Consider the following 26,473-nt stretch of genomic DNA (forward strand, 5'->3'; position numbering starts at 1 on the left):
TGGTGGTGTGGAGCGTGCCGCCGTCGAAGGTCAGGCCTCCGGCTGCCGCACCGAGATTGCTGTCGCTGGACACCTGCAGCGTGCCGCCGCGGATGTTTGTCCCGCCGGTGTAGCTGTTGGCATGGTTGAGAACCAACGTGCCGAGGTCGGTCTTGACGAGCTGCGAATTGCCGGTCAGTTCGGCGTTGATGGTCGCGGTATAGCCCGCGCCGTCGGACGTACCGTCACCCACGCGGACAACGGACGACGGCGCGCCCACCAGCGTGATGGCATCGCCATTGACGACGTAACCGTCAGAGGCAAACTGCATGCCCGACACATTGACCTTGCCGAGACTGTTGTCGACCGTAACGTTCCCCGGTTTGGCCATGAAGATGGCAAACGCGGCATCCTGGAACGGCGCATTGACCGATCCGGTCTGCTCCGTCCAATTGTCATTGCCGGTAAAATTCTGCCAGACACCGTCACCGCCGTTGACGGCGCCGTTGTTCTTCGGTCCGGCATTGCCATCCCAGTAGTTCAGCACGAGGCCGTTGGTGTTGACCAGATTGACCTGGTTGGCCACCGATGTCTGCACATAGAAGTCGGGCGACGGAATGGTTCCGATGTTCAAGCCGTTGTTGGTCAGGGCGCCGCTGTAGCTGATCACCCGGTAGACACCGGGGTCAAACGTGCCGCCGGATGTGGTCGCCACATTCAACGTACCATCCAGAACGAGATCGCCCTTGACCTTCGTCAGATCGTTGAATGCACCGCCGACGATGTTGGCCTGCCCGAAACTGTAATCGAGAATGGAGCCCGACGAGAGCGAAAGGTTCTGATTGATTGTCAGCATACCGGGCACGGTGCCGAGATCGCCGGGTGAAAGGTGCGCGCCGTCGGCAATCACAACGCTGCCGCCGATGGTGCCCGTGCCGCCGAGATTGGCCCCGTTATTGACCGTGGTCAGGCCGGTCGCTGCCGATTGATTGCCGTTGACGTAGAGGCTGCCGGTGGCAACGGTCGTTGCCCCGGTGTAGCTGTTCGTGCCGGTCAGCACCGTGTTGCCGGAACCGCTCTGGAGCAAAGTGCCGGTGCCGGAGACTACGCCGCCGAAATTGACTGTGTCGGATCGCTTGAACACCAGCGCGCCGTTGTTGGCGACGTTGCCTGTGATGCTGCCGGATGTTCCGCCGTCGCCAAGCTGCAAGGTGCCGCCTGATATCGTGGTGCCCCCGCCATAGCTGTTGCTCCCGGTCAGCGTCAGCGTGCCGGATCCAGCCTTTGTCAGGGCGCCCTGCCCGGTTATTCCCTGCGATACCGTCGAATTGAATGCTTGCGTGTCGATCGTGCCGCCCGGCGCATTGACCGTGATGGCGCGCGATGCCGACAGGTTGAGGTTCGTGTTCAATTGCAGCGTGCCGCCGTTGAACGTCAGCGGACCGGCCGCAGCACCGAGAGCGTTATCGGCACTGATTGCGATGGTCCCCTGATTGATCCGGGTGCCGCCGGAATAGGTGTTTCCGCCCGCAGCTGCCGGGCTGAGCGTGAGAACACCAGCGCCGGTTTTTTCCACCGCACCGGTGCCGGTGATCAGGCCAGTATAGGTTCCGGCATCCGGCTGGGCGAACCGCACCAGCCCGTTGTTGGTCACTGTCGGCGGCAGGCTTTGGGCGCGTGCCTCGAGCGTGCCAGGGCCGTTGACGGTGACACTGCCGTTGAAACTGCTGTTGTTGCCGGTCAGCGCCAGTGTGCCCTGGCCGACGGTAACCGCCAGCTGCGTCCCGCCGCCATTGTTGCCGATCGTTCCCGACAGCGTCCAGCGCCCATCGCCCGTCTTGAGAAGCGTCTGGAAATTGCTGATGTTTCCGGCCAGAACATCCTGCGAGCCTGCACCGCCATCGAGCACCAGCGCATTTGTTCCGCCGCCGCCGTTGAAACTGCCGGTGATGACCGACCCGGCTTCGAGGGTCAGCTTGTCGTTACCGCGGCCGAATGTGAGATTTCCCTCGACCCGTGCGCCGGTACGATTGATGAAATTCACATCGCTTGTGCCGCCATTGCCGATAACATTGGAATTGCCGCCGTTCACCAGTGTCCGGATGATGCCGTAATTGTCGATGACATTCGGCGCGCCATTGACCTGGTCCTCGAACCAGATCGCAGCGCCTGAGTTCGATTGGATCAATCCGTTGTTGACGATGCGGTTGCCAAAGCCGTGCACATTGATCGCTTCGGCATTGGTAGCAGTTCCAGTCGAGAGAATCTGGCCACCTGCCTGAATCGTCAATGTGCCGCTGCTGCCGAATTCAACGGTATTTCGACCTGTTCCGAAATTTCCGCCGCCATTAGTTATGGCCTTGTTCTGAACGGTCGCATTGGCTCCAATGGTGATATTGGCATTGTTGCCCAAGCTGATGGCATTCAAACCGTCAGAATTAATCTGGGCATTGGGGTTAACATTCACCGTTGCATTGTTCAAACCTGGACCAGTGCCCACCGTTGCACTCTGAATACCATTGGTGTCGCACGTGGTTGTTCCGCCGGTGACGGGTGCCGGTGCGCAGACAGCAAGCGCTTGGGAGGTCAGGAACAGGTCAGCGATGACAACGAGTGCGGTGGAGGCCAACAGTTTTGTGGCGATCACTGATTTCTGGTTCAAGCTATAGACCCCCGTACTGAAAATATTGATTCAAATTTTGAACTATATTCCAGTAAGACGTCACAACCGGATTGCGCAACCTAAAATGGTATCGGTTGCATCGGCTTTGACACCATCTGTGTCATCTGCGCATCACATTTGCCCATACATGTAGAAAAAGACATTGGGAAACCCCAATATTTGCCAGTATTTGAAACTAATGTTTCGCATGAGATAGGGATGTATCACCCCCGGCAAAATCCCATGGCTCCCGGAACGGCAACCGGCCGAATCGCGCCTGGCTGCATGCACGGATATCGGCCGCAACGGCAAAACAGCCACTGGCGGACATACCCTCCCCAAGACCGCGCCCGCATCTCAGTTTCGCCTCAGGTTCGGATAATCTCCTGCTCAGCTTCCCGTGTTATCACCCGCACGTTGTCACCTTCGGGCAACGGAGGCTCGGCATTCCCATCACCCCCCGATGCCCCTTGCCGGGCCTCACCCGAAGAATGCGGGCACCATGCGGCATCCCGTTCGATCCCGTTGCCACGCGAAGTCTGTTTCATCTTCAATTGCAGATTGTAACAGGATTGGAACCGCACGTTGAATGCGCTATGGGATATGAATGAAGCTCATTCAAATCACCGCCTGGCTGCTGTTTGCGGCCATACTTTTCATCACTGTTGATCCCATCAGCCTGCGGCCCGAGAGCGGCCTGCCGGTCAATGTCGAGCGTTTTGCCGCTTTTGCCGTGCTGGGCTTTGTCTTTGCCGCAGCCTATCCGCGGCGGTGGCTGCTCATCCTGGTTTTGGTGGTCGGTGCGGCTTTCGGGTTCGAGCTGGCGCAGATGCTTGCCCCTACCCGGCACGCCCGGCTGATGGATGCCGTGGTGAAGGCGGCGGGTGGAACCTTTGGCGTTGCCGCGAGTGCTCTCATCCTGCGCCTCTTGCGCTAACCCTGTCGCGAAGACGTTGAAAGGATGACGTTGCTGCAGCCTCCTTGTTGCGATGATGGCTGATCCTATGCGCGGCGGACCGCCTCGAAGCGGACATCGCCCGCGGCGGCCAGAAGGATGATTTCGTCGCCCAGCGACCATTCCGCCGCCCGCGCCGCCATCCGTGCGGGGACGGCCTGCGAATTGCCCGGACCAGCCGGCACATCATAGGTCGCATGGCCATCATGGGAAAGGATCACCGTAAATCCCTTTTCCAGCGCGGCTCGCGCCGTCGCGGCCAGGCACATTTCCGACAGCATGCCGCAGATCGCCATCGACCGGACGCCATGCCGCCGCAGCATATCCTCAAGTCCGGTGCCGTCGAAACCATTATCCTCCGACTTGCGAACCACCGCTTCGTGCACGCCGGGCGGGAAGAACAATTGCCAGCCATCGCTATTGGGCTCGTCAACCGCGCCGGGAACACCGTCATTCTGCAGGAAGATAACCGGCACATCCGCCGCGCGCGCATTCTCAAGAAGTATTTCCACCGCGCCCTGAAGCTGCCGATGATCCGGAACGGCGTCCGCCCCCGTGATGAAGGCCTTTTGCACATCGACGACCACCAGGGCCTGGGCAGTCAAGTCATCCTGCGTGAACACCAAATCTCCGCCCTCCTCGCTTTCAAGTGAGGTGTCCAACATAAAGGCCTGTCCCCATATGCTATTCACCGTTTCGTGTACGTCCGGCCCGGCATTCGAACATTAGATATGTTCCAAACTATCCGGAATCATTGCATATATTACGTCTCTCAAAAAAAGTCATAAGACACGAGGGGTGCGGAACATGCGAACAAGAATTAAGTTTCTGGGGCAACAGAGCTGCAAAGAAAAAATCATCGTTCAGGCGGAGGAGCAAAGTCGCGCTGCCCAGATGAATTTTCTCGATTGCGCAACCGATGTGCAGGCGCTGATCAGGCGCATACGGCGGAAGGCGAGAATTAAACTTCTGACATCGCACAGATAATCCGGATTTTTGCGGACGGAACTGTGATTTGACTGTTACAGGTCGAGGCCCCACATTTTCGGGGCAGCGCTCTTGCGCGGCTGGAGGCTCGGTAACTGACACTGATGAAGGCAGGCTACCGGGCCTCGTCTGCATGGTGCCTTGCTGGCGGCTGCATTGTTAAACGGCGTATCAATCCAGCCCAGAATCAGCCACAAGCAAATGGCCCGCAAGGGCACGGCGCGACTGCTATCAACTTCAGGATAGGGTCGGGCGGGCTGATTGACGTCTCACCCGCTGCCACGAACAGACGTGGCCGCCCGATATTCCCGCAAGCGGCAGCCGAACACGGATCCCGCGGCACCGGTGCGGAAATTCATTCGCCGTCATTGCCCGGCAATCTTCCTTTGCGAAGTCTCGAGCGAAAATTCATGCGGACTGGTCATTGATTGTGAAGCGAAGCGGTTCCATCGCGAAGAAACTGACGGATTTCCTGATTCTTTTCCTGTGGGTTATCACCCTTGTGGAGCTGATGCTGTTTTCCCTCTTCGATATCCTCAATTAGCCCTACCCGGGGTGGGACGAGGTTTCCCACCGGACTGGCCCTCGCGGAATTACCAAACGAAAACATGATTAATATTTCAACGCCCCATCACAATTTTGTTACAATATCATGATATGCTTTCAATTTACAGTATTCATCACGAATATACTTGATATTAACCATACGTTAACTTGTAGTTGCAAATCCGCAACAATAAAAATCCCATCGCTCCCGGCATTAAAGATTTGTAATTTGACATTTGACTCTACGACCAAAGTCGCAGAATACCGGATTGTCACTACCAATCTCATGGAGAGCAACAATGAACATTAAGAGCCTTCTTCTCGGCTCCGCTGCAGCTCTGGTTGCAGTAACCGGTGCGCGCGCTGCTGACGCAGTTGTCGTCGCCGAACCTGAAGCTGTCGAATACGTTCGCGTTTGCGATGCTTACGGCAAGGGCTTCTTCTACATTCCTGGCACAGAGACATGCCTGAAGATCGGCGGCTACCTGCGCGCTGACATCAAGGGCGGCGACAGCGTATACACCGGCGGCCACATCAATGACGTAGCTGGTGGCGACGATGGCACCTACTACATGCGCACACGCGCTACCGTTCGTTTCGATGCCCGTTCGGAAACCGAACTCGGCACACTGCGTTCGTACATTGAAACACGTTTCAACTACACGAACGGTTCCAACAGCGGCGGCCTCATTCCGAATGCATTCATCGAACTCGGCGGCTTCCGCATCGGTGTTGCTGACGAAATCTTCGGTTCGTGGACCGGTTATGCCGGCAGCGTCATCAACGACGACGTGATCAACTACCAGTCCGGCACATCCAACCAGGTCAGCTACACCTTCGCAGCTGGCAACGGTTTCTCGGCCATGATCGCTGCTGAACAGGGCGAATCTGAATCCGACAACGATGGTGTTTCGCACGACTACCGCATCAACGATTACATGCCGCATGTCATCGGCGGTGTGAAATACGAGCAGGGTTGGGGCGGCATCTCGGCTGTTGCAGCTTATGACTCGGTTATCGAAGAATGGGCCGGTAAGGTTCGTTTGGACGTCAAGTTCACCGACACCGTCAAGGCATTCGTCATGGGTGGCTATCAGTCCAACTTCGACGACAACTACTCGGTTGGCCACACACGCAGCCTGAACTGGTTCGGCCGCTGGGAAGGCGACTGGGCTGTCTGGGGCGGTCTGTCTGCCAAGGTTTCGGATAAGGCAACTGTCAATGCACAGGTTGCATACGAATCCGAAGGCACCGTTGCTGGTACTTTGAACGTTGCTTACGAGCTCGTTCCTGGCTTCACGATCACGCCAGAAATCAGCTACACCAAGTTCGATGGTCATCGTAAGGATGTATCGATTGCCAAGGGCGGCAACGACGACGCATTCGGCGGCATGATCCGCTTCCAGCGCAACTTCTAATCCTTTCAGGATTTGAAGATGTATCCGGGGCCTGTCCCCGGATACTCAGGCCTTGGCCCAACAAACCTATGAATTGTGTTTGGCAATGGAGAAGGACTGCATTGCCGAACTGCGATGATGAGATCTCCAGTCACGTCATTTTTTGAAACGGTGGGCTTCGCGGCTCACCGTTTTTTACATGTGCGGTGCCCCTGCGCTGCGTGTCCGTCAGGTCGACATGTTGTGATTTGGAAACCGGCGCGTTTCCCGCTATATTCCCCGCTGGAATGCAGGAGGTTGCGGATATGCGTGATCTTGATTTCTTGCTTGCAGTCATTGTGATTGTCTTGCTGGCCTACCAGGCGAAACCCTCGCGCCGGGTGTAAGCGGCAGGAATTGACTGACCTCTCCATAGAATGATCCAGGCAAGGATCGACCGTCCGTCGTATGATCCCGTGATATCCGCATACCAGCCACAGCATTGGGTTTCCGGCATGGGCCGGGAGCGGAACGTCGTCAGGGAGCGAATGAACTATGGGAGAAGCAATTCTTCACACGCCGCATCACGCACAGCCTGCCTCGCCCAAAACGATGCAGAAAGTCAGCAAGCAAATTCCGAAGATCGCCTGCGATCCGACAAAACTCTCTTCAATCCTGCGGCTGGCCAAAGGCGGATTCAGCCACCGGCGCTTTAAGCATGACACCAAGTAGGTTTTGACCGGCCAAGCAAAAAGCCCGTTATCGGAACGCCGATAACGGGCATGCGGGGGTGTGCCGGGCAGCGTTCGCCGCTGTCTTATTTTGGCAGGAGAACCTTGTCGATCACGTGAATGACGCCGTTTGACTGCCTGACATCTGCGATCGTGACATGGGCGACATTGCCCTTCTCGTCCTTGATCGCAATCTTGCCGCCCTTCTCGCTGACCGTCAGAACGCAGCCGCCGACTGTCTTCACCTTGTGGGCGCCGCCATCATCCTTGATCATCTTGGCGATTGTCGCCGACAGGGCGTCAGCGGCCACCACATGGCAGGTCAGCACCTTCGTCAGAGTTGCCTTGTTTTCCGGCTTCAACAGCGTCTCGACAGTGCCCTTGGGCAATGCCGCAAATGCTTCGTTGGTGGGCGCGAAAACCGTGAAGGGACCCTTGCCCTGCAATGTCTCGACAAGTCCGGCCGCCTTGACCGCGGCGACAAGTGTCGTGTGGTCCTTGGAGTTGACCGCATTTTCGATGATGTTCTTGTTGGCATACATGGGCGCGCCGCCAACCATGGGGTTGTCCTTCGCCAATGCCGCTCCGCTCAGTGCCGTAACCGCCAGAAATCCGGCGAAAATGCCTGCAGTCAATTTACCCATTGTATTGCTCCACGTTTGCCTCCCCGTTGTGGGGAATGCAAACAAGAACGAGGGCTTGATCGGGAAAGTTTCCAGCGGAGTGCATTTATTCTGTGTCCAGGCATATGGCGGCCCGGCAATTCACCGGGGAACCTAAGCGGCTCCTGCCCGTTATAGGCTTGTCATGCACAGGAGCATAAAGAATGGCAATATTTTCCAAAAATACCGATGATATTCAGGACGACGTCGAGGCGCAGATCGCCGCCTTGCGCAAGGAAGTGTCCAGACTGACGGCCAACCTCGCCGACATGGGCGGAGAAAAGCTGGATGATGTGAAACGCGCCGCCACCAAACAGGTGCGCTATGCCGCCGACGCAGCCAAGGAGAACCCGCTGGCAACCCTTGCCATCGTGGCGGGCGCGGCCCTGCTCATCGGGCTTGTTTCAAGACGCTAAGGAAGAAGGGTGATGGCCATGGATAGTGCAGAACCAATCCCCACCGATGATGATCGCGCGCGTCTGCAGCGTGAAATCGAGGATCTGAAGCGCGATCTGGCCGCGCTGACGCAGACGCTCACTGACAAGGGCGTGCAGCTGCTCGATGATCTCGAAGGCGATGATTCATCGGCCTTTGACGCCATCAAGGACGGCGGACGGCGCGCAGCACGCGCTGTCGGCCATCAGGCCCGCAGGATCGGCGACATTCAGACACGGAATTCCGTGTCGACGCTGATGGTCATTGCTGGCCTCGGCATCGTTATCGGCATGCTGGCCCGTTAAATCTGTTCCAGATTTTTTTCAAAATGTTCTGGAACCTTTTGCGGGCAGCACCGTTTTCCTGAAACTGGTCCCCCAACCAGCTAGGCTGAACCCCACAGCCAACCCCAAATCCCAGCTTTCACTCCCCGTGGAAGCTGGGTTTTTTGTTGGCGGGCGCGAATTGCGCGGTTGACTTAGCGGACCTGATCCAAGAGGCGCTTGCATTCCAGGAGGTCGAAAAGCGTTTCCTGCAGCAGGGTCCGGTTGTCCTTTGACAGCCGCTTGCCGTCGGCAGCCACCGGCCCGTCATCATCGCCCTTGATCAGACCAAAGAGGCGCCGGCCATGGGACGAAGCTTTCGGCGATCCCATGATGGCGGCTTCTTCCGCCGCGTCGGCACGTTCCTGCTCGGCGGAATGCGCTTCCTCCTCGCGAACGGCCGCCTGCTTCTGCTGGCTGATGGCCTCGGCTGCCGCCGTGTCGCCGCTGCCGAGCGCAATGATGAACTGCGCGCCGTTCTCGCGCAAAAGCCGCTGCACGCCCTTGATCGTATAGCCCTGATCATACAGCAGATGGCGGATACCCTTGAGAAGATCGACATCCAGCGGGCGGTAATACCGTCGCCCGCCGCCGCGCTTCATCGGTTTGATATGGGTAAAACGCGTTTCCCAAAAACGCAGAACATGCTGGGGAAGATCGAGATCTTCGGCAACTTCACTGATGGTTCTAAAAGCGTCGGGACTCTTGTCCATGTTTTCACCCTTTCAGGAGAAAATCTGATTCGACGCCTATTTCAGCGGTTTATCAAGCGGTTTTCAAGTACAACGCGAGATTGCCCCACAGCAATCTCGCTGGGAAAGCCGAAGCCCCCGCATAAATCCGCTATGCGGATTTCTTCTTGCGTGCCTGGTGCGAACGCAAAATGCGCTGCTTGAGCACATTGGATGCTTTGAACGTCATGACCCGGCGAGGCAAAATGGGGACCTCTTCACCCGTTTTCGGGTTGCGGCCGATGCGTTCGTTCTTGTCCCGGACCTGAAACGTGGCGAACGATGACAATTTGACCGTTTCGCCACGAACAATGGCATCACATACTTCATCGAGAATGGTTTCGACGAGTGAAGCTGACTCCGTGCGCGAAAGCCCTACCTTGCGATAGACTGCTTCGGCCAGATCAGCGCGCGTAATGGTCTTACCCCCCATACGATCTCTAAGCTCTCGTTTGTTGCAAAACTATCAAGGTGGAAGCGGAAGTTATAGGATCAAATCCGATAGGGCAAGCAGGTAAAACAGTTGATAAAACAAACTGCTGACCCAACCGGACCGTCACCACCGTAGCAGAACTGCACCCCACGTAAAGCCCCCGCCCATGGCTTCAAGAAGGACAAGATCGCCCTGTTTGATCCGCCCGTCGGCAACCGCTGTTGCCAGGGCCAGGGGAACGGACGCCGCGGAGGTATTGCCATGCTGGTCAACCGTAATGACCACTTTTTCCTCGGCGAGGTTCAATTTCTTGGCGGATGCATCGATGATGCGCTTGTTGGCCTGGTGCGGCACGAACCAGTCGACATCCTCCGCGGTGATGCCGGCTTCGGAGAACGAGGCTTCGATCACATCGGTGATCATGCCGACCGCATGCTTGAAAACCTCGCGGCCTTCCATGCGCAAATGCCCGACGGTCTGGGTGCTGGAAGGCCCGCCATCCACATAGAGTTTTTGCTTGTGCGAACCATCGGACCGCAGGTTTGCGGTGAGGATACCGCGGTCGGATGTCAGGCCGCGCCCCTCATTGCCCTCCAGCACGACGGCACCGGCACCGTCCCCGAACAGGACACAGGTCGTGCGGTCATTCCAGTCGAGAAGCCGGGAAAATGTCTCCGAACCGATGACCAGAACGCGTTTGGCCATGCCGCCGCGAATATAGAGATCGGCGGTGCTGATGGCATAGACAAAGCCGGAGCAGACCGCCTGCATGTCGAAGGCAAAGCCGTGGGTCATGCCGAGGCGCGCCTGAATATCGACGGCGGAGGCCGGGAACGTATTGTCAGGCGTCGAGGTTGCCAGAATGATCAGGTCGATGTCATCCGGCGTCATCCCGGCATTGTCGAGCGCGGCACGCGCGGCCGCCTCGCCCAGCGATGCGGTTGTTTCGCCCTCGCCTGCAATATAGCGCTGGCGGATGCCCGTCCGCTGCACGATCCACTCGTCGCTGGTTTCGACAATACCTTCCAGATCGGCGTTCTTGACCAGACGCGCCGGTTTGGCCGCCCCAACACCTCTAACAACGGACCGGATCATTTATTTTTCCTACGCCTGTGGCTCTATCTCAGCTTCTGAATCATTTTCGGCGTCGCCCTGAAACGCGACACCGACCGGACTTTTGTGAAAATGGCTCAGATCCGCGGCAATTTTGCTCAAAAGCTTGTTGCGCGCCATGTCATAGCCGACATCGACCGCAGAGGCGAAGCCCAGCGCATCGGTTCCGCCATGGCTCTTGATGACAACGCCATTCAACCCGAGAAACACGCCGCCATTGATCTTGCGCGGATCCATTTTCTCCCGCAGATGATTGAATGCGCCCTTGGCGAAGAGATAGCCGATCTTGGCCATCAATGTGCGGCCCATGGCATCGCGCAGATACTGCGCAAACTGCTTGGCCGTCCCTTCCGCCGTCTTCAGCGCGATGTTTCCGGTAAACCCTTCAGTGACCACCACGTCGACGGTGCCCTTGCCGATGTCGTCACCTTCGACGAAGCCGTAATATTCAAGGCTTGGCAGGGGAATCTCGCGCAGAATGCGCGCGGCATCCTTGACGTCGTCCTGTCCCTTGATTTCTTCCACCCCGACATTGAGCAAGCCGATCGTCGGGCGCTCGATCTCGAACAGCGAACGGGCCATGGCGGCGCCCATGACGGCATAGTCGACCAGTTGCTGCGCATCGGCGCCGATGGTCGCGCCGATATCGAGCACGATGCTCTCGCCGCGCAATGTCGGCCAGATGCCGGCAATGGCCGGGCGTTCCACATTGGCCATGGTGCGCAGGCAGAATTTCGACATGGCCATCAGCGCGCCGGTATTGCCCGCCGATACGCAGACATCCGCCTCGCCTGTTTTTACCGCCTCGATGGAGCGCCACATGGATGACTTCCAGCGGCCATTGCGCAAGGCCTGGCTGGGTTTCTCATCCATACGCACCGATACGTCACAGTGGTGAAATATGGAGCTTGCAAGCGTGGGATGGCGGTTGAGAACCGGCCTTACCTCTTCCTCACGACCGAAGATCACAAACCGGATATCAGGATGGCGCTCCAGCGCCGTTGCCAGACCGGGAATGACGATCTCAGGACCGAAATCACCGCCCATGGCATCAATGGAAATTCTGATCACTCTCGATTGTCCTGTTCAGTGAGTATGCTTGCTGGGTTTATCAATTGCTCAAAGACTCGGCGAAAATAGTCAATTTCCGTCGCTGTACAACCGGAATCTGCCGGACCTGCGGCACATAGACTGGAATCATTGTGAAAAACACTGCCCCTTTTCGGGTATTTTCCATTGTTATAGCCCATCAGGGCAGCATTTCGATAGTCAGCCCCAGGAAATCGTCACAATCAAGGCTTCTGTTTCCAGTCCTTGAGGCCGGCAAACGGACTGACCGGCTTCTCGGCCGTGTCGTCGTCACCGAAGACGACCTCGATGGGCGCATCCGGCACGCCCTCCTTGCGCGGGTATGGATCAATTGCCAGCTCGAAAAACTCCTCTGCGATCGCACCGGCGTCCAGCGTATCGCCCGAAAATGTCTCCGGTATATCGGGACCGTCGGCGCTGATGATCAGCTCGCCGTTCTCATCGAGCGGCAGACGCGCCAGCTTGGAGTTTTCGGGAACAAAGAGCGTATCCACTTCCGCATTGACAACCGCATCGACAGGCTCCGACGTGACAACGCAGGATTGTACAATGCTGGCCTTCACCAGCCCGCGCACGCGGATGCCGTCTTTCTTCCAGGGTACGATCTGCAGATCGGCCTTGAAGGACGTCACATCCTGCAGGTCATGAAAATCCCGCAATGCCGCGCGCTCGCGCGCGTCCGCTTCGATCTTGATGGTCAGCCCCTTCTGCGGCAGCCGCTTGACCGAGACCGGGAAACTGAGTGCACCGTCGATATTCCGTGTCATTTTGCTCCCCTTTCTTCGTTCTGCAGGGCTTGCGTGCCGGCGTCCGGAAAGGCCAGCTGCCCGCGGGCAATGTCGTCATCCGGCTGGTTTTCCAGAAACAGCGCGGCCTCAATGGTGTATCCGGCCAGCGCAGAGGCGCCGGTCCATCCGCTGGTATCGGGGCGGACATTACGGGCCAAGGCGGCTGCCAGGGCCGGAAGGTCGTTGGTCTGGAGCGCCTTATCGTAGGACTCCACCCGGCCATAGAACATGCGCGCCAGCTTTTTCATGCGCTTGGGGATGCCGGAATCGCCGATCCCCAGCTCCCGCAGGGAATGGTCGACGTCCCGGAAGAATTCATCCGTCACTTCCTGACCGATCATCTTGAGCGCCGGTGTCCGCCCCTTTATCCGGCGCATGAAAAGAAAGACGTGCAAAGACACCATTTCGTAGCGTCCGAGCGGCGAATCCGGCACATCAATGTCAGAATAGAGGTATGGCTGCCGCGCCGCTGCCACGATCACATCGTAGAGGGCTGTGGTAATCGCCTCATTTGCTTTGGCCTTACGGCTGAATAAACTGAGAATCATCTATGTGCTTTCACTTGGGCCGACCGCAACACGAGTCGCTAGTTGCATCGGACTTCAAGGTGGTTTACCGAAGTTCTGCGGGCAGCGAAAGACTTGCGCCCACTATTGAAATGGAGATGTCGTTGTTGCAGCGGATTTTCAAGGCCGATCGTTCCCGGGACTATCTTCTCGCCGGAACTCTGTTTTTTGTCGTAGGGCTTGCCGGCTGTAATACCGCCAACCTCAACCCATCCGAAACATTCTCGGAAGGCTATATTCTCGACGAGAAGGCGCTGGCGTTCGTTCCGGTCGGGTCCAGCCGCGAGCAGGTCATCCTGTCGCTTGGCAGCCCTTCATCGACGGCAACGTTCGACAACGAAGTCTTCTATTACATTTCCCAGAAGCGCAAACGCAGCGTCGCCTTCATGCAGCCGAAGGTGACCGAACGCCGCATTCTGGCGGTCTATTTCGACCAGAAGAGCAAGGTTGCCAGCATTTCCAACTACGGATTGCAGGACGGCAAGGTTTTCGACTTCATCTCGCGCACCACGCCAACCGGCGGCAAGGATCTTTCGTTCCTCGGCCAGCTGCTGGCGGGCGTTGGCAAGGCTCCCGGCTCCATTGGCGCAGGCGGACCTCCCGGCCAGTAAATTCCGTACTGAAAACAAAAACCCGCGAAACAGGATTTCGCGGGTTTTTCTTTGACTGGGCCAGAGGCTTATCCGTGCGCAAGCACCGCCAGCAGCAGCAAGGCCACGATGTTGGTGATCTTGATCGCCGGATTGACCGCAGGGCCCGCCGTATCCTTGTAGGGATCGCCGACGGTATCGCCGGTCACGGAGGCCTTGTGGGCTTCGGAGCCCTTCAGGTGCCGCGTTCCATCCTTGTCGACAAAACCGTCTTCGAAGGACTTTTTGGCATTGTCCCACGCCCCGCCGCCTGACGTCATCGATATGGCGACGAAAATGCCATTGATGATCACGCCGAGAAGCGAAGCACCGAGCGCGGCAAAGGCCGAAGCTTTCGAACCGGAAATCAAAAGCACGCCGAAATAGACGACGAGCGGTGCCAATACCGGCAGCAGCGACGGCACGACCATTTCCTTGATGGCGGCACGGGTGAGAATATCCACCGCCCGCGCATAGTCCGGCCGCTCCGTACCGGCCATGATGCCCGGCTTTTCACGGAACTGCCTGCGCACCTCTTCCACCACGGAACCCGCCGCCCGGCCAACAGCCGTCATCGCGATACCGCCGAAGAGGTAGGGGATGAGGCCACCGAAGATCAGACCGGCGACAACGTAGGGATTGGACAGCTCGAACGATACGGCGCCTATTCCCTTGAAATAGGAGAAGGCCGTCGAACCATCCTTGTTCGCCTCGCTGATGAAGAACTGCAGATCGTTGGAATAGGCGGCAAACAGCACCAGCGCGCCCAGACCGGCCGAACCGATGGCATAGCCCTTGGTTACGGCTTTGGTCGTATTACCAACGGCATCCAGCGCGTCCGTGGACTTGCGTACTTCCGGATCAAGCCCGGCCATTTCGGCAATACCGCCGGCATTGTCGGTTACCGGACCGAAGGCGTCGAGCGCAACGATCATGCCGGCAATGCCGAGCATGGCGGTGACGGCAATGCCGGTGCCGAACAGTCCGGCAAGCTGGTAGGTCGAGATGATGCCGCCGACGATGACCAGAGCGGGCAGCGCCGTCGATTCAAGCGACACGGCCAGACCCTGGATGACGTTGGTGCCGTGGCCGGTCACCGACGCCTGGGCAATCGAATTGACCGGACGCTTGTTGGTGCCGGTATAATATTCGGTGATCACCACGATCAGGCCCGTCACCACGAGCCCGACAAGGCCGCAATAGAACAGGTTGATGCCGGTGATCGACTTGCCCGCAACGGTTCCCACCTCGCCCCAACCGACCGTCATCGACGTGGCAAGGGCAAGACCGGCAATCGACAGAAGACCCGTCACGATGAGGCCCTTGTAGAGCGCGCCCATGATCGAGTTGTTCGCGCCGAGCTTGACGAAGAATGTCCCGGCAATCGAGGTGATGATGCAGGCGCCGCAGATGGCGAGCGGATAGAGCATGACGGTGCTCAGAACGGGCGTTGCGGCGAAGAAGATGGCACCCAGAACCATGGTGGCAACGATGGTCACCGCATAGGTTTCAAACAAATCGGCGGCCATACCGGCGCAATCGCCGACATTGTCGCCCACATTGTCGGCGATGGTCGCCGGATTGCGCGGGTCATCTTCGGGAATTCCGGCTTCGACCTTGCCGACGAGATCGCCGCCAACGTCCGCGCCCTTGGTGAAGATGCCGCCGCCAAGACGGGCGAAGATGGAAATAAGCGACGCACCGAACCCGAGGGAGACAAGAGCGTCAATAACGATGCGGTCCGCGGGCAGATGGCCCATCGGACCGGTCAGGATGTAATAATAGACCGAGACGCCCAGAAGGGCGAGACCGGCCACGAGCATCCCGGTGATCGCGCCGGATTTGAACGCGATCTCGAGGCCGGCGGCCAGACTGCGGGATGACGCCTGTGCCGTGCGCACATTGGCACGGACGGAAACGTGCATGCCGATGAAACCGGCAAGCCCCGACAAGACGGCACCGATCAGGAAGCCGACTGCCGCGGTGGAAGACAAGAGGTACCAGACTGCTAGAAAGACAACGACGCCAACGATGGCGATCGTGGTATACTGACGTGTGAGATAGGCCTGTGCACCTTCGCGGATTGCACCGGCGATTTCTTGCATGCGCGCATTGCCCTGGTCCGCTGCGAGCACCGATTGGGTAGCCCAGAAAGCGTAAACGACAGACAGCAGACCGCAGGCGATGACGAGAAACAGTATAGTCATGCCACTCCCTCAGATTTTGACCCGAAAAATACCCCTCCCCAGGTCAGGTTCGGTACGGCACGCAAAATCTGCCAGGCCGGCAGAAACGCGACCGTATGTACTAGGAGTAACGAAGCGGATGCGAAAAGGTCAAGGCCTTTCGCTGAGGCGGCTTAGGGTTGGGATAAGCTTGCCAACAGGCACGATGGAACACCCCCCTCTGGGCTGCAGGACAGAGGGGGGTGCCCGCCAATTTCAATGAATGGATGTCAGCCGCGCGGGTTCTTCGCGCCGCGGCTTTCACCGCGCAGTTCGAAAGCCAGACGATCGAGCACGGCATTCACCAGTTTGGGTTCGTCTTCCGTGTAGAAAGCCTTGGCAATGTCGATATATTCCGAAACGATAACCGCCGTCGGCACATCCGGGCGGTTCTTCAGTTCCCAGATACCGGCGCGCAGGATCGCCCGCAGCGTGGAATCGAGCCGTGACAGCGGCCAATCCTCGGTCAGGGCCTGACGGATCATCGGGTCGAGGGATGTCTGCTCGGCAACGACACCGGCGACAATGGCGCGGAACCATTGCGGATCGGCATCCAGATACTGCGTACCGTCGACTTCCTTGCCGAGACGGTGCGCTTCATATTCCGCCACCACCTCGATCACGCCGGTTCCGGCAACATCCATCTGGTACAGTGCCTGCACCGCTGCCAGGCGGGCAACACCGCGCTTGTTGGCGGGCTTTACAGCGGGACTTTGCCCATCTTTGGCCCCATCTTTGGCAGAAGTCATCCGGTCAGGCTCCGAGTTTTTCCTTGAGGGCAATCATGGTCAAGGCAGCGCGCGCTGCAAAGCCACCCTTGTCCTTGTCCTCGCGGCGGGCACGGGCCCAGGCCTGCTCTTCGTCCTCGACGGTGAGAATGCCGTTGCCGATGGCAATGCTTTCCTCCACCGCAAGCTCCATCAGAGCGCGGCAGGATTCATTGGCAACGATATCGAAATGATAGGTTTCGCCGCGAATGACCGTACCAAGCGCCACAAAACCATCATACTCCGTTCCGCCGTCTTCCGCTGCATCGAGGGCAAAGGAAATGGCGGCGGGCACTTCAAGCGCGCCGGGAACGGTCACGACATCATAGGTTGCCTTGCCTTCGTCGAGCGCCAGCTTGGCACCGTTCAGCAGGGCATCCGACAGATCGTCATAGAATCGCGCTTCCACGATCAACAGATGGGGCGCATGCGCCTTTTTTTTGGACATGGAAAACTCCAGAACTCAATGGGGGTGGCGAAGATGCTCCGCCTCTGCGTGTGGTCCTAGGCTGATTTCGGATATTCTGCAAGCCGTGCAGCGTATCTCGCCATCTGATCGATCTCGATATTCACCCTGTCACCGGCCTTGCGGTCGCCCCAGGTGGTGACTTCAAGCGAATGGCGGATCAACAGCACATCGAATTCATTGCCATCGACGGCGTTGACCGTCAGCGACGTGCCGTCAAGCGCCACGGAGCCTTTCGGCGCGATAAACCGCGCCAGTTCTTCCGGCACCCGCAGCGTGAAACGGACGGCATCGCCCTCATCCTCGCGCTTGACGATCTCGGCCATGGCGTCGATATGGCCGGAGACAAGGTGTCCGCCCATCTCATCGCCCAGCTTCAGCGAGCGTTCCAGATTGATGCGCGTGCCATTCTTCCAGTTGGCAATGCTGGTCAGGCGCAGAGCCTCTTCCCAGGCTTCCACCTCGAACCAGCGGGCATTCGAGCCCTTTTCCGGCAGAGTCACGACAGTTAGGCACACGCCCGAACAGGAGATGGACGCGCCGATTTCGATCGTCTGCGGATCGTAATTGGTCTCCACGCGCAAAAGCACGCCCTCATTGAGCGGCTTGACCTGACCTACCTTGCCGATATCCGTTACTATTCCCGTAAACATGCATGCTTCCTCAAATGGGTCTTACGTATTCGCGATAGCGATCGTCACCGAAGCGCTCATCCCGCGCCAGCGTGAAGTCACGAGCGATATGGGAAGAAAGTTCCGGTACTGCAAGACCACCCTCCGATCCGATGGCCAGTGGGCCTTCAAAAAGCGCAATGCGGTCAACAAGATCGTCCTGCAGAAGCGCAGAAGCGACGGCAGCACCGCCCTCCACCATCAGCGTGGCGATGCCCTGTGCCGCCAGATCGTCAAGCAGTTCCGGCAGCGCGGTTGCGCCGCAGTCGGTTTCGGTCGCGAGCATGCGGCAGCCCGCCGCAACCAGCGCCTGACGCCTGGCCGGATCGGCCTGGGCGCTGGCGGCAATCCAGAGTGGAACGCTACCCGCCGATTGTACCAGCTTGCTGTCCACGGGCAGACGCAGCCGGCTGTCAAGCACGATGCGCACCGGCGAACGGTTTTCCAGCCCCGGCAGGCGGCAGGTCAAGACGGGATCATCGGCCAGCGCCGTACCGATGCCGACGAGAATGGCATCGGATTCAGCCCGCATCAGATGCACCTGCGCCCGCGCTACGGGACCGGTGATTGCAATCTGGCCCGTGCCGTGCCTGCCGATATAGCCATCGGCGGAAAGCGCAAGTTTCAGAGTCACTTCCGGGCGTTTTTTCGAGGATCGAATCAGGTAGCCGGCGAGATAATCGGCTGCTTGCGCCGCCAGAACGCCGGTGACCACCTCGATGCCGCCATTGCGCAGGATGGCATAGCCCCTGCCCGCCACCCGGTCATCCGGGTCATTGGCGGCGGCAACGACGCGGCTGACACCGGCCGTGACCAGTGCGTCCGCACAGGGCGGCGTCTTGCCGTGATGGGCGCAGGGTTCCAGCGTGACATAGGCCGTGGCGCCCCTCGCCCGCGCGCCAGCCTCGGCCAGAGCCTGGGTTTCCGCATGCGGCCGACCGCCGATGGCGGTCACGCCGCGCCCGGCAATGACGCCGTCGCGGTCGACAATCAGCGTGGCGACAGACGGATTTGTTCCCGTCAGCCCCTGATGGCTGCGTGACAGGCGAATGGCTGCAGCCATGTAGCGCCGGTCAAGCGCACTCTGCTCCGATGGGTTCATGGGGTTTATTCATCCTCGACCGGATCGGACGCAACATCGCCAGCGGTGATTTCGTCGATCACATTGTGGAAATCCTTGGCCTCGCGGAAATTGCGGTAGACCGAGGCAAAGCGGATGTAGGCGATGTCATCAATGCCTTTGAGTGCATCCATGACCAGACGGCCAATTTCATCGGAGCTGACCTCTGGCTCACCGGAGCTTTCGAGCTGGCGGACGATGCCCGACACCGCGCGCTCCACGCGTTCCGGATCGACCTGCCGCTTGCGCAGCGCCACCTCGACCGAGCGCATCAGCTTGTCGCGGTCAAAAGCCACCTTGCGGCCGCTCTTCTTGATCACGCTGAGATCGCGCAACTGCACGCGCTCGAAGGTGGTAAAACGTCCGCCGCACACGGTACAGATGCGCCGTCTGCGGATCACCGCCCCGTCTTCAGCTGGGCGGGAATCTTTCACCTGAGTATCCTCAGACTGGCAGTAGGGACAACGCATCGTTTGGCTTTCTGGAGATGATTCTGAAATCGTTAGGGAAGATAGTGGCTTTCGGTACGATATAAAAGCACCCTGGCCGCAACGGTGTGTCAAAGAAACGGTTGGTGTGGTTCGACGCGCACTTCCTCCTGCAGCCGCAAACAAAAATGGCGGCACTTGCGTACCGCCATTTTCCAAATTCTGTGCCGGACTTACTGTCCGAGATAGGGGTAAAGCGGGAAGCGGCCGGTCAGCTCGACCACCTTGGTCTGCACGGCCTTTTCAACCGCTGCATTGCCCTCGTCGGAATTGGCGACCTTGAGGCCATCGAGAACTTCCGAAATCAGATTGCCGATCTCGGTGAACTCGGCCGCGCCGAAACCGCGCGTCGTGCCGGCTGGCGTGCCCAGGCGCACGCCCGATGTTACAAACGGCTTTTCCGGGTCGAACGGGATACCGTTCTTGTTGCAGGTGATGTTGGCGCGGCCAAGCGCGGCTTCCGCGCGCTTGCCTGTGGCGTTCTTGGGCCGCAGGTCCACCAGCATCAGATGGTTGTCGGTGCCGCCCGAAACGATGTTGAGGCCGTTCTTCTTCAGCGATTCTGCCAGGGTACGGGCATTGTTCACGACATTCTGGCCGTAGGTCTTGAATTCCGGCTTCAGCGCTTCACCGAAAGCCACGGCCTTGGCGGCGATGACATGCATCAGCGGTCCGCCCTGCAGGCCGGGGAACACGGCTGAATTGATCTTCTTGGCGATGTCAGCGTCGTTGGTCAAAATCATGCCGCCGCGCGGGCCGCGCAGGGATTTGTGCGTCGTGGTGGTGGTGACATGCGCGTGCGGCAGCGGCGACGGGTGCACACCGGCAGCCACGAGACCGGCGATATGTGCCATGTCGACCATGAGATAGGCGCCGATCGCATCGGCAATCTGGCGGAAGCGCTCGAAATCCCAGACGCGCGAATAGGCCGTGCCGCCCGCAATGATCAGCTTTGGCTTGTGCTGATGCGCCAGGCGTTCGATTTCCGCCATGTCGAGCAGGTTGTCATCCTGGCGCACGCCATAGGAAACGACATTGAACCACTTGCCGGACATGTTGACGGGCGAACCATGGGTCAGGTGTCCGCCGGAATTGAGGTCGAGGCCCATGAACGTGTCGCCCGGCTGTAGCAGGGCCAGGAATACGGCCTGGTTCATCTGGCTGCCGGAATTCGGCTGCACATTGGCATAGTCGCAGTTGAACAGCTTTTTGGCGCGCTCGATGGCCAGTTCTTCCGCGATATCAACGAACTGGCAGCCGCCATAGTAGCGCTTGCCCGGATAGCCCTCGGCATATTTGTTGGTCATGATCGAGCCTTGGGCTTCAAGCACGGCACGCGATACGATGTTTTCCGAGGCAATCAGCTCGATCTCATGGCGCTGGCGGCCCAGTTCCTTGCGGATGGAACCAAAAATTTCCGGATCGATGTCTTCGAGTGATGCGTTGAAAAATGTATCTGCAACGGAAGCGCTTGCATTCGACATGGTGCCTGGACCCTCATTTGCCTTAAGTGAGTGAGTAGGTATTTCCGGCGCATTATCATACTTAAACGATCAAGGCCAATGGCCGGTGGGCGAAAAGCACTAGCCCGAAACCGCCATCCACCATTCAAATGCAAAAAGACCGCCCGGAGGCGGTCTTTGCTGCATCAGTGTCTTCAAGGACAGCGATCAGGTATTGGTGCCGATCGACAGGGCCTGCTGGCCGTCGCGCTCGTAAATATCGTCGCGCAGCTGGACGACGCCGTCGCCGGTCGACCAGGCGCTGACATAGACGAAATGCAGCGGAACCGGATCGGTAACGGCAATCGGCGTGTTGACGCCGGATTTGATCGTCGCATCCATGGTCTGGCGATCCCAGCCCGGCGTGTTGCGCAGCAACCAGACATTGAGGTCGCGCACGTTCTGAACACGCACGCAGCCGGACGAATCGAAGCGCATCAGCTTGTTGAAATTGCCCTGCTGCGGCGTGTCGTGCATGTAGACGGCATAGGGGTTGGCGAAGTTGATTTTTGTCGAGGACATGGCGTTGATCTTGCCCGGATCCTGACGGAACATCAGCTTGACCGCATCGTCCGTGTTCCAGTCGACGCTTTCCGGCGGCACTTCCTGACGCTGTTCGTTGAACAGGCGGATCTTGTTGCGCGTGAGGTATGTCGGGTCCTTGCGCATCAGCGGAATAATATCCTTCTGGATGATCGACTTTGGTGCCGTCCAGTAAGGGTTGAGGATGACCTCGGAGATCTTGGAGTCGAGAATCGGCGTCTGGCGGTCGATCTTGCCGACAATGGCCGTGTGGCGCTGCACGACACGGCCGCCCTCGACGGCTTCGATCTGCGCGGCGGGAATATTGACCATGACATAGCGGGCGCCCTGGTTGGCAGCGGCAAGCGTGCGCACGCGCTCCAGATTGGTCTGCAGCTGGCCGAGCCGGATATTGGCCGGAATGTTCATGGCGGCAATGGTGAACTGGCCCATGACACCATCAGCGGGAAGGCCATGACGAGCCTGAAAACGCTTCACAGCCGCATCGACATAGGTGTCGAATGAATTGGAAATGCCGGCGCTCGCGGACAGATCGCCCGATACCATCAGACGCTTGCGCAGGATGGAAACCGACGGATCGACAACGCCGAGTTGCAGTTTGGTGGTCACCGGCACGTTCGGCCAGCCGCCATTGGCAACGATCTGGCTGTAGCTGTTGATGGCCGCCTGAACGAAGGACACCGTCTCGGGGCTGGCAATCGGCTGGAAACTGGCCACCTTGGCGTGGGCGCTGGAGCGTGCGTCGAACTGGTCATCCCAGTTGCCGCGGCGTGGAGAAGCCAGGATGTCGTTGATTGCCGCATCCTCCGCCCAGGCGGATGTTGCAATGGCGGCCAGCCCAGCCGTTGCCACGCCCGTAAGGAATGTGCGGCGATCCAGCCCCGATGATCCAAGTTTCTTCATAGTATTGCCCAACCCAATTGGAAGTTCCGTAACCAACCCGTCGCCTCATAACGCAGAACACGGATTATGGTTTCCAAAATTATCAGGAACACCCTTAACAAACAGCAACTTTTGCACTGATCGCGTTATCGTGATGGTTCAAGCGCCGATCAGCCCTTACGCAGGCCGCTATTTAAGCTTCACTGAATTATGGAATAACTCGGATCGCTTTTCCACGCCATTATGGCGGATTGATGACTTTTGGCCCGCAGGCGCACAGCAAAGCCCGCCTTCGCCATCATGCGAAGCCGGGCTTTTGTTTGACAGACGGCATCGAGGATTACATGCGGTAGGCGATGGTATCGTTCCAGAAGCGGTCGAGACGCTGCAACGCCTTGTTCATCGACTGGAATTCTTCCGCCTTGATGCCGCCGACGTGCTCGATCGAAGCCACATGACGCTCGTAGAGACCGGCCACGAGTTCGGCCACTTCATTGCCCTTCTCCGTCAGGCTGACACGAACCGAACGGCGGTCGGTGCGCGAACGCTCGTGGGAGATGAAGCCAAGCTCGACCAGTTTCTTCAGATTGTAGGACACGTTCGAGCCGAGATAGTAGCCGCGGCTGCGCAATTCGCCAGCGGTCAGTTCAGCATTGCCGATGTTGAAAAGCAGCAATGCCTGGATGGCATTGATGTCGCTGCGGCCGTTGCGGTCGAATTCATCTTTGACAACGTCAAGTAGACGACGATGCAGACGTTCAACCAACTGAAGTGCTTCAAGATAAAGAGTCCGCAATGCTGTATCATTGACGGTCGCATGCGGGCTCGTGCCAGACTTTCTCTGTATGTTGTTCATAATACCTGCCTCACTGTTGTTTCGGTGTATTTTTCTCACCGTTGAGGCAACACTATCGAATACGCATAAAATTCGAATTAAAACTCAGACTTAACAGTACCTTACCACGAGGCATGCAATTTCAGGCTTAATGAAGACTTACCGCTGCGGCATAGCCTGCTGGCGTTTCTGCAGCAAAAGCACGATGCGGAAGGCGATATAGAGCAAGGCGACACAGCCATGGATAACGGCGATGGCAGGCCGGTAATAAAAGTATTCCCAGAACACCGTGAACATGAGCGTCTCGCCCGCGGCGGCCACGAACCAGATCACGGGACCCCACGAAACCATCATCCAAAGCCCGGTTGCCGCCACGGGAAACAGCATGGCCAGCGACACGGATGCCACCTTCCATTGCCAGGGCATCAGGTCGAAGCGCCAGAGCAGCCCGTCGTAATAGCCCATGATCTGCACCCAGTAACCGACACCGGCCGCAAGGCAATACAGCGACACAATGCGCAGCAGCCAGATGAATCCGGTCTGGGCCAGCGTCGAATCGAAGGGCAGATGGGTGGGCTTCTCGATCATGTAAGCTGCAATTCCCGCTCGCCCAGCGGCGCGAAATAGGCATCCACCATCTCCGGCGTCACATCCTCGACCGTTACCGGCTGCCAGACCGGCGCATTGTCCTTGTCGACCAGGAGCGCGCGGACGCCTTCATAGAAATCATGGTTTTCCAGCATTCGGGACAGGATCCGGTATTCCATCTGCATGCATTGATCCATGTCGAGGTCGCGTCCTTCTTCGATCTGCCTGAATGTCACATGCAGGCTGGTGGGAGAACGTGTCCTGACGATATCCAGAACGCGCTGCGCATCCTCGTTTCCGTTCACACCGGCAGCAGCCAGACGGATGAGACAACCGCCAAGCGTTTGCGAATCGAAGAGCACGCCGATCATATCGCGTATTTTTTCACTGGTTTCATAGTCCGGATTGATGGTTTTACCGTGCAGGGCTTCCGCCGGGTCGCCTGTTTTGATCAGGCTGTCGCGGATCGCATCCTTGTCCTGCGCCCGGATGGCATGGGTGGCAATGCCGCTCTGCAGGCAGTCACCCTGGCGGATACGATTGCCGGTCAGGGCAAGGTAAGTGCCGAAATGCTCGGGCAAATGCGGCAGGAAGGCGCTGCCGCCCACATCGGGAAAGAAGCCGATCCCGACTTCCGGCATGGCAAACATGACGTTTTCCGTGACGATCCGGTGCGAGCCGTGCACGGAAATGCCGACGCCGCCACCCATGACGATGCCGTCGATCAGGGAAACATAGGGTTTCGGAAAATGGCGGATAAAGGCGTTGAGCCGGTACTCGTCGTAAAAGAACTCATAGAGCGGCTTGCCCGCCTGCCCCGCATGGTAGACGGCAAGGATGTCGCCGCCCGCACAAAAGGCGCGGCCTTCCCCTTCGACGATGACACAGGCGATATCGGGATCGACGGCCCAGGCCTGCAGGGCGCGATGCATCGCCCGGACCATGACCGGGGTCAGGGCATTGAGGGCTTTCGGGCGCGTCAAACGGACCAGTCCCGCCCTGCCCCTGGTTTCGAAGACTATTTCGCCTTCGCCGCCGAAATCGATTTCCATGCACCCCTCCTCATTCCTTGATGCGAGGTTAGGAAACTCCAGCGCACCGCGTCAATGGATCACATCTGTTGCCAAGCATCTTGGTCCACGCGGGGAAGCCTGTTAAAACACTTCTAAACAACAGCAGAAAGTCCGCCGCACGCGGATAAGGCAGCCATCATGAACAAAGTTTCCCCTTTTCATGCCAGCACCGGCAGGACCGTCGATGAAATCACGCAGAGCCGCCGCCTGCGCCGCATGCGCAAAGCCGACTGGTCGCGCCGCCTGGTTCAGGAGAACCAGCTGACGGTGAATGACCTGATCTGGCCGATCTTTCTGTGCGAGGGAACGAATCGCCGCGAAGATATTGCCGCCATGCCGGGCGTGCAGCGTTTTTCTGTGGATATGGCCGCGCGCGAGGCGGAACGCGCCGCAAAGCTTGGCATTCCGGCCATCGCCACCTTCGCCAATATCGACCCGGCGCTGCGCGACGAGACGGGATCGGGCATTCTCGATGCCGACAATTTGATCAACCGTGCCACCCGCGCCATCAAGGACGCGGTGCCGGAAATCGGCATGATCACCGATGTGGCGCTCGACCCGTTTACCAGCCACGGCCATGACGGCATCTTGCGTGACGGTATCATCGTCAATGATGAGACGGTGGCGCAGATCACCCGCGGCGCCGTGCTGCAGGCGGCCGCCGGTGCCGATATCATCGCGCCATCCGACATGATGGATGGCCGCATCGGCGCCATCCGCGAGGCGCTGGACCAGAATGGTTTCCAGGATGTGGCGATCATGGCCTATGCCACCAAGTTCGCTTCGGCCTTCTATGGCCCCTATCGCGAAGCCATCGGCACGTCGGGACGCCTCAAGGGCGACAAGAAGACCTATTACATCGACCCGGCCAACACCGACGAGGCGATCCGCGAGGCAGAGCAGGATTTGGCGGAAGGCGCGGATTCACTGATGGTCAAGCCGGGCCTGCCCTATCTCGACATCATCCACCGGCTCAAGGAGACATTCCGCGTTCCGACATTCGCCTATCAGGTGTCCGGCGAATACACGATGATCAAGGCCGCTGGCGCCAATGGCTGGATCGACGAGGAACGGGTGATGATGGAAACGCTGCTGGCGTTCAAGCGTGCCGGCTGCGACGGTATCCTGACCTATTTCGCCCCGCTTGTCGCCGAGCGCCTGAAAGCCGGCCTGTAAAAAATCTGCTTGAATTTCCATTCTAGAGTTCCCACGTTCTGCAGCACGGCACTGTGTCCGTATGTTTGAAACGGGAAACAAAATGAATACGAGCGCGCTTGACGGCGAAATAATCACCAACCGCCTGGATGA

The 26,473-nt window shown here is 58.5% G+C and carries 26 protein-coding genes and 2 pseudogenes; 7 read left to right on the top strand and 21 right to left on the bottom strand.

Going from position 1 to position 26,473, the window contains the following annotated elements:
- Window positions 1-4: 4 nt before the first annotated feature.
- Together C5750_RS27040 and C5750_RS27045 are read right to left on the bottom strand one after the other, a co-directional pair.
- Window positions 5-1,084: pseudogene (locus C5750_RS27040) on the bottom strand (autotransporter-associated beta strand repeat-containing protein); the annotation flags it as partial.
- 105 nt (window positions 1,085-1,189) lie between these two features.
- Window positions 1,190-2,626 (bottom strand): annotated as a pseudogene (locus tag C5750_RS27045) (beta strand repeat-containing protein); the annotation flags it as partial.
- Window positions 2,627-3,248: 622 nt separating this feature from the next.
- On the opposite strand from C5750_RS27045, the gene C5750_RS18795 reads away from it, so the two are divergent.
- Complete coding sequence (locus C5750_RS18795; protein WP_105735578.1) at window positions 3,249-3,578, top strand: VanZ family protein; 330 nt, start codon at window positions 3,249-3,251, stop codon at window positions 3,576-3,578.
- Window positions 3,579-3,643: 65 nt separating this feature from the next.
- On the opposite strand, the gene C5750_RS18800 is transcribed toward C5750_RS18795, so the two are convergent.
- A complete protein-coding gene (locus C5750_RS18800) occupies window positions 3,644-4,261 on the bottom strand; it encodes an isochorismatase family protein (protein ID WP_105735580.1) in 618 nt (205 codons plus the stop codon).
- A gap of 1,167 nt (window positions 4,262-5,428) precedes the next feature.
- Between C5750_RS18800 and C5750_RS18810 the strand changes: the two genes are divergently transcribed.
- Both C5750_RS18810 and C5750_RS26615 read left to right on the top strand, forming a co-directional pair.
- Window positions 5,429-6,547 (top strand): porin, encoded by a 1,119-nt coding sequence (locus C5750_RS18810; RefSeq protein ID WP_105735582.1) that lies wholly within the window; start codon window positions 5,429-5,431, stop codon window positions 6,545-6,547.
- A gap of 513 nt (window positions 6,548-7,060) precedes the next feature.
- The gene (locus C5750_RS26615; RefSeq protein ID WP_158531326.1) at window positions 7,061-7,237 is read left to right on the top strand and encodes a hypothetical protein; all 177 of its coding nucleotides are present in this window, start codon (window positions 7,061-7,063) and stop codon (window positions 7,235-7,237) included.
- Window positions 7,238-7,322: 85 nt separating this feature from the next.
- Here C5750_RS26615 and C5750_RS18815 read toward each other — a convergent pair whose 3' ends face one another.
- Window positions 7,323-7,796, bottom strand: a complete 474-nt coding sequence (locus tag C5750_RS18815; RefSeq protein ID WP_245421178.1) for a fasciclin domain-containing protein — start codon at window positions 7,794-7,796, stop codon at window positions 7,323-7,325.
- Between the two features lie 266 nt (window positions 7,797-8,062).
- Here C5750_RS18815 and C5750_RS18820 point away from each other — a divergent pair, with 266 nt between their 5' ends.
- Together C5750_RS18820 and C5750_RS18825 are read left to right on the top strand one after the other, a co-directional pair.
- Entirely contained in the window at window positions 8,063-8,314 is a 252-nt protein-coding gene (locus C5750_RS18820; protein ID WP_105735586.1) for a DUF883 C-terminal domain-containing protein, read from the top strand.
- 18 nt (window positions 8,315-8,332) lie between these two features.
- Window positions 8,333-8,638 (top strand): hypothetical protein, encoded by a 306-nt coding sequence (locus C5750_RS18825; protein WP_130502124.1) that lies wholly within the window; start codon window positions 8,333-8,335, stop codon window positions 8,636-8,638.
- A 173-nt stretch (window positions 8,639-8,811) separates the two neighbouring features.
- Here the strand turns inward: C5750_RS18825 and C5750_RS18830 are convergent, their stop codons facing one another.
- From C5750_RS18830 to C5750_RS18855, 6 genes are all read right to left on the bottom strand, one after another.
- A complete protein-coding gene (locus C5750_RS18830) occupies window positions 8,812-9,369 on the bottom strand; it encodes a MerR family transcriptional regulator (protein WP_105735590.1) in 558 nt (185 codons plus the stop codon).
- 130 nt (window positions 9,370-9,499) lie between these two features.
- Window positions 9,500-9,820, bottom strand: a complete 321-nt coding sequence (locus C5750_RS18835; protein ID WP_091883889.1) for an integration host factor subunit alpha — start codon at window positions 9,818-9,820, stop codon at window positions 9,500-9,502.
- 123 nt (window positions 9,821-9,943) lie between these two features.
- Window positions 9,944-10,915 (bottom strand): beta-ketoacyl-ACP synthase III, encoded by a 972-nt coding sequence (locus C5750_RS18840; protein ID WP_105735591.1) that lies wholly within the window; start codon window positions 10,913-10,915, stop codon window positions 9,944-9,946.
- 9 nt (window positions 10,916-10,924) lie between these two features.
- Window positions 10,925-12,004: a phosphate acyltransferase PlsX gene (gene plsX, locus C5750_RS18845; RefSeq protein WP_105735593.1), complete on the bottom strand. Its 1,080-nt coding sequence runs from the start codon at window positions 12,002-12,004 to the stop codon at window positions 10,925-10,927.
- A gap of 221 nt (window positions 12,005-12,225) precedes the next feature.
- Entirely contained in the window at window positions 12,226-12,789 is a 564-nt protein-coding gene (locus C5750_RS18850; protein ID WP_105735595.1) for a YceD family protein, read from the bottom strand.
- Window positions 12,786-13,358 carry a ubiquinol-cytochrome C chaperone family protein gene (locus tag C5750_RS18855; RefSeq protein ID WP_105735597.1) on the bottom strand — a complete coding sequence of 191 codons (573 nt, stop codon included), beginning with the start codon at window positions 13,356-13,358 and terminating at the stop codon, window positions 12,786-12,788. Before C5750_RS18855 ends, C5750_RS18850 begins: the two co-directional genes overlap by 4 nt.
- Window positions 13,359-13,480: 122 nt before the next feature.
- Here C5750_RS18855 and C5750_RS18860 point away from each other — a divergent pair, with 122 nt between their 5' ends.
- Window positions 13,481-13,987: an outer membrane protein assembly factor BamE gene (locus C5750_RS18860; RefSeq protein ID WP_105736132.1), complete on the top strand. Its 507-nt coding sequence runs from the start codon at window positions 13,481-13,483 to the stop codon at window positions 13,985-13,987.
- A 68-nt stretch (window positions 13,988-14,055) separates the two neighbouring features.
- On the opposite strand, the gene C5750_RS18865 is transcribed toward C5750_RS18860, so the two are convergent.
- The 11 genes from C5750_RS18865 to C5750_RS18915 all read right to left on the bottom strand — a co-directional run bounded on the left by C5750_RS18865 (window position 14,056) and on the right by C5750_RS18915 (window position 25,144).
- Entirely contained in the window at window positions 14,056-16,212 is a 2,157-nt protein-coding gene (locus C5750_RS18865) for a sodium-translocating pyrophosphatase (protein ID WP_105735599.1), read from the bottom strand.
- A 248-nt stretch (window positions 16,213-16,460) separates the two neighbouring features.
- The gene (gene nusB, locus C5750_RS18870) at window positions 16,461-16,979 is read right to left on the bottom strand and encodes a transcription antitermination factor NusB (protein ID WP_105735601.1); all 519 of its coding nucleotides are present in this window, start codon (window positions 16,977-16,979) and stop codon (window positions 16,461-16,463) included.
- 4 nt (window positions 16,980-16,983) lie between these two features.
- Window positions 16,984-17,445: a 6,7-dimethyl-8-ribityllumazine synthase gene (gene ribH, locus C5750_RS18875; protein WP_105735603.1), complete on the bottom strand. Its 462-nt coding sequence runs from the start codon at window positions 17,443-17,445 to the stop codon at window positions 16,984-16,986.
- Window positions 17,446-17,501: 56 nt separating this feature from the next.
- Complete coding sequence (locus C5750_RS18880) at window positions 17,502-18,116, bottom strand: riboflavin synthase (RefSeq protein ID WP_105735605.1); 615 nt, start codon at window positions 18,114-18,116, stop codon at window positions 17,502-17,504.
- A gap of 10 nt (window positions 18,117-18,126) precedes the next feature.
- A complete protein-coding gene (ribD, locus tag C5750_RS18885) occupies window positions 18,127-19,236 on the bottom strand; it encodes a bifunctional diaminohydroxyphosphoribosylaminopyrimidine deaminase/5-amino-6-(5-phosphoribosylamino)uracil reductase RibD (RefSeq protein ID WP_105735607.1) in 1,110 nt (369 codons plus the stop codon).
- A gap of 5 nt (window positions 19,237-19,241) precedes the next feature.
- Entirely contained in the window at window positions 19,242-19,724 is a 483-nt protein-coding gene (nrdR, locus tag C5750_RS18890) for a transcriptional regulator NrdR (RefSeq protein ID WP_105735609.1), read from the bottom strand.
- Window positions 19,725-19,915: 191 nt separating this feature from the next.
- Entirely contained in the window at window positions 19,916-21,226 is a 1,311-nt protein-coding gene (gene glyA / locus C5750_RS18895) for a serine hydroxymethyltransferase (protein ID WP_105735611.1), read from the bottom strand.
- 186 nt (window positions 21,227-21,412) lie between these two features.
- The gene (locus tag C5750_RS18900) at window positions 21,413-22,702 is read right to left on the bottom strand and encodes a L,D-transpeptidase family protein (RefSeq protein ID WP_425350490.1); all 1,290 of its coding nucleotides are present in this window, start codon (window positions 22,700-22,702) and stop codon (window positions 21,413-21,415) included.
- Window positions 22,703-23,009: 307 nt separating this feature from the next.
- A complete protein-coding gene (ldtR, locus tag C5750_RS18905; RefSeq protein WP_105735615.1) occupies window positions 23,010-23,525 on the bottom strand; it encodes a transcriptional regulator LdtR in 516 nt (171 codons plus the stop codon).
- 138 nt (window positions 23,526-23,663) lie between these two features.
- Entirely contained in the window at window positions 23,664-24,092 is a 429-nt protein-coding gene (locus C5750_RS18910) for a DUF6163 family protein (protein WP_105735617.1), read from the bottom strand.
- Window positions 24,089-25,144, bottom strand: a complete 1,056-nt coding sequence (locus C5750_RS18915) for an enoyl-CoA hydratase/isomerase family protein (RefSeq protein WP_105735619.1) — start codon at window positions 25,142-25,144, stop codon at window positions 24,089-24,091. The genes C5750_RS18910 and C5750_RS18915 overlap by 4 nt, the downstream gene beginning before the upstream one ends.
- Before the next feature lie 159 nt (window positions 25,145-25,303).
- On the opposite strand from C5750_RS18915, the gene hemB reads away from it, so the two are divergent.
- Window positions 25,304-26,341: a porphobilinogen synthase gene (gene hemB, locus C5750_RS18920; protein WP_105735621.1), complete on the top strand. Its 1,038-nt coding sequence runs from the start codon at window positions 25,304-25,306 to the stop codon at window positions 26,339-26,341.
- Window positions 26,342-26,473: the final 132 nt, after the last annotated feature.

Origin of the sequence: Phyllobacterium myrsinacearum, from assembly GCF_002980555.1 — a bacterium.
GTDB lineage: Bacteria > Pseudomonadota > Alphaproteobacteria > Rhizobiales > Rhizobiaceae > Phyllobacterium > Phyllobacterium myrsinacearum.

Excerpts from the sequence above, each read along its gene's own strand:
- C5750_RS18795 (WP_105735578.1), top strand. The coding sequence starts at position 3,249 with ATGAAGCTCATTCAAATCACCGCCTGGCTGCTGTTTGCGGCCATACTT.
- C5750_RS18800 (WP_105735580.1), bottom strand. The coding sequence starts at position 4,261 with ATGTTGGACACCTCACTTGAAAGCGAGGAGGGCGGAGATTTGGTGTTC.
- C5750_RS18810 (WP_105735582.1), top strand. The coding sequence starts at position 5,429 with ATGAACATTAAGAGCCTTCTTCTCGGCTCCGCTGCAGCTCTGGTTGCA.
- C5750_RS26615 (WP_158531326.1), top strand. The coding sequence starts at position 7,061 with ATGGGAGAAGCAATTCTTCACACGCCGCATCACGCACAGCCTGCCTCG.
- C5750_RS18815 (WP_245421178.1), bottom strand. The coding sequence starts at position 7,796 with ATGGTTGGCGGCGCGCCCATGTATGCCAACAAGAACATCATCGAAAAT.
- C5750_RS18820 (WP_105735586.1), top strand. The coding sequence starts at position 8,063 with ATGGCAATATTTTCCAAAAATACCGATGATATTCAGGACGACGTCGAG.
- C5750_RS18825 (WP_130502124.1), top strand. The coding sequence starts at position 8,333 with ATGGATAGTGCAGAACCAATCCCCACCGATGATGATCGCGCGCGTCTG.
- C5750_RS18830 (WP_105735590.1), bottom strand. The coding sequence starts at position 9,369 with ATGGACAAGAGTCCCGACGCTTTTAGAACCATCAGTGAAGTTGCCGAA.
- C5750_RS18835 (WP_091883889.1), bottom strand. The coding sequence starts at position 9,820 with ATGGGGGGTAAGACCATTACGCGCGCTGATCTGGCCGAAGCAGTCTAT.
- C5750_RS18840 (WP_105735591.1), bottom strand. The coding sequence starts at position 10,915 with ATGATCCGGTCCGTTGTTAGAGGTGTTGGGGCGGCCAAACCGGCGCGT.
- C5750_RS18850 (WP_105735595.1), bottom strand. The coding sequence starts at position 12,789 with ATGACACGGAATATCGACGGTGCACTCAGTTTCCCGGTCTCGGTCAAG.
- C5750_RS18855 (WP_105735597.1), bottom strand. The coding sequence starts at position 13,358 with ATGATTCTCAGTTTATTCAGCCGTAAGGCCAAAGCAAATGAGGCGATT.
- C5750_RS18865 (WP_105735599.1), bottom strand. The coding sequence starts at position 16,212 with ATGACTATACTGTTTCTCGTCATCGCCTGCGGTCTGCTGTCTGTCGTT.
- nusB (WP_105735601.1), bottom strand. The coding sequence starts at position 16,979 with ATGACTTCTGCCAAAGATGGGGCCAAAGATGGGCAAAGTCCCGCTGTA.
- ribH (WP_105735603.1), bottom strand. The coding sequence starts at position 17,445 with ATGTCCAAAAAAAAGGCGCATGCGCCCCATCTGTTGATCGTGGAAGCG.
- C5750_RS18880 (WP_105735605.1), bottom strand. The coding sequence starts at position 18,116 with ATGTTTACGGGAATAGTAACGGATATCGGCAAGGTAGGTCAGGTCAAG.
- ribD (WP_105735607.1), bottom strand. The coding sequence starts at position 19,236 with ATGAACCCATCGGAGCAGAGTGCGCTTGACCGGCGCTACATGGCTGCA.
- nrdR (WP_105735609.1), bottom strand. The coding sequence starts at position 19,724 with ATGCGTTGTCCCTACTGCCAGTCTGAGGATACTCAGGTGAAAGATTCC.
- glyA (WP_105735611.1), bottom strand. The coding sequence starts at position 21,226 with ATGTCGAATGCAAGCGCTTCCGTTGCAGATACATTTTTCAACGCATCA.
- ldtR (WP_105735615.1), bottom strand. The coding sequence starts at position 23,525 with ATGAACAACATACAGAGAAAGTCTGGCACGAGCCCGCATGCGACCGTC.
- C5750_RS18910 (WP_105735617.1), bottom strand. The coding sequence starts at position 24,092 with ATGATCGAGAAGCCCACCCATCTGCCCTTCGATTCGACGCTGGCCCAG.
- C5750_RS18915 (WP_105735619.1), bottom strand. The coding sequence starts at position 25,144 with ATGGAAATCGATTTCGGCGGCGAAGGCGAAATAGTCTTCGAAACCAGG.
- hemB (WP_105735621.1), top strand. The coding sequence starts at position 25,304 with ATGAACAAAGTTTCCCCTTTTCATGCCAGCACCGGCAGGACCGTCGAT.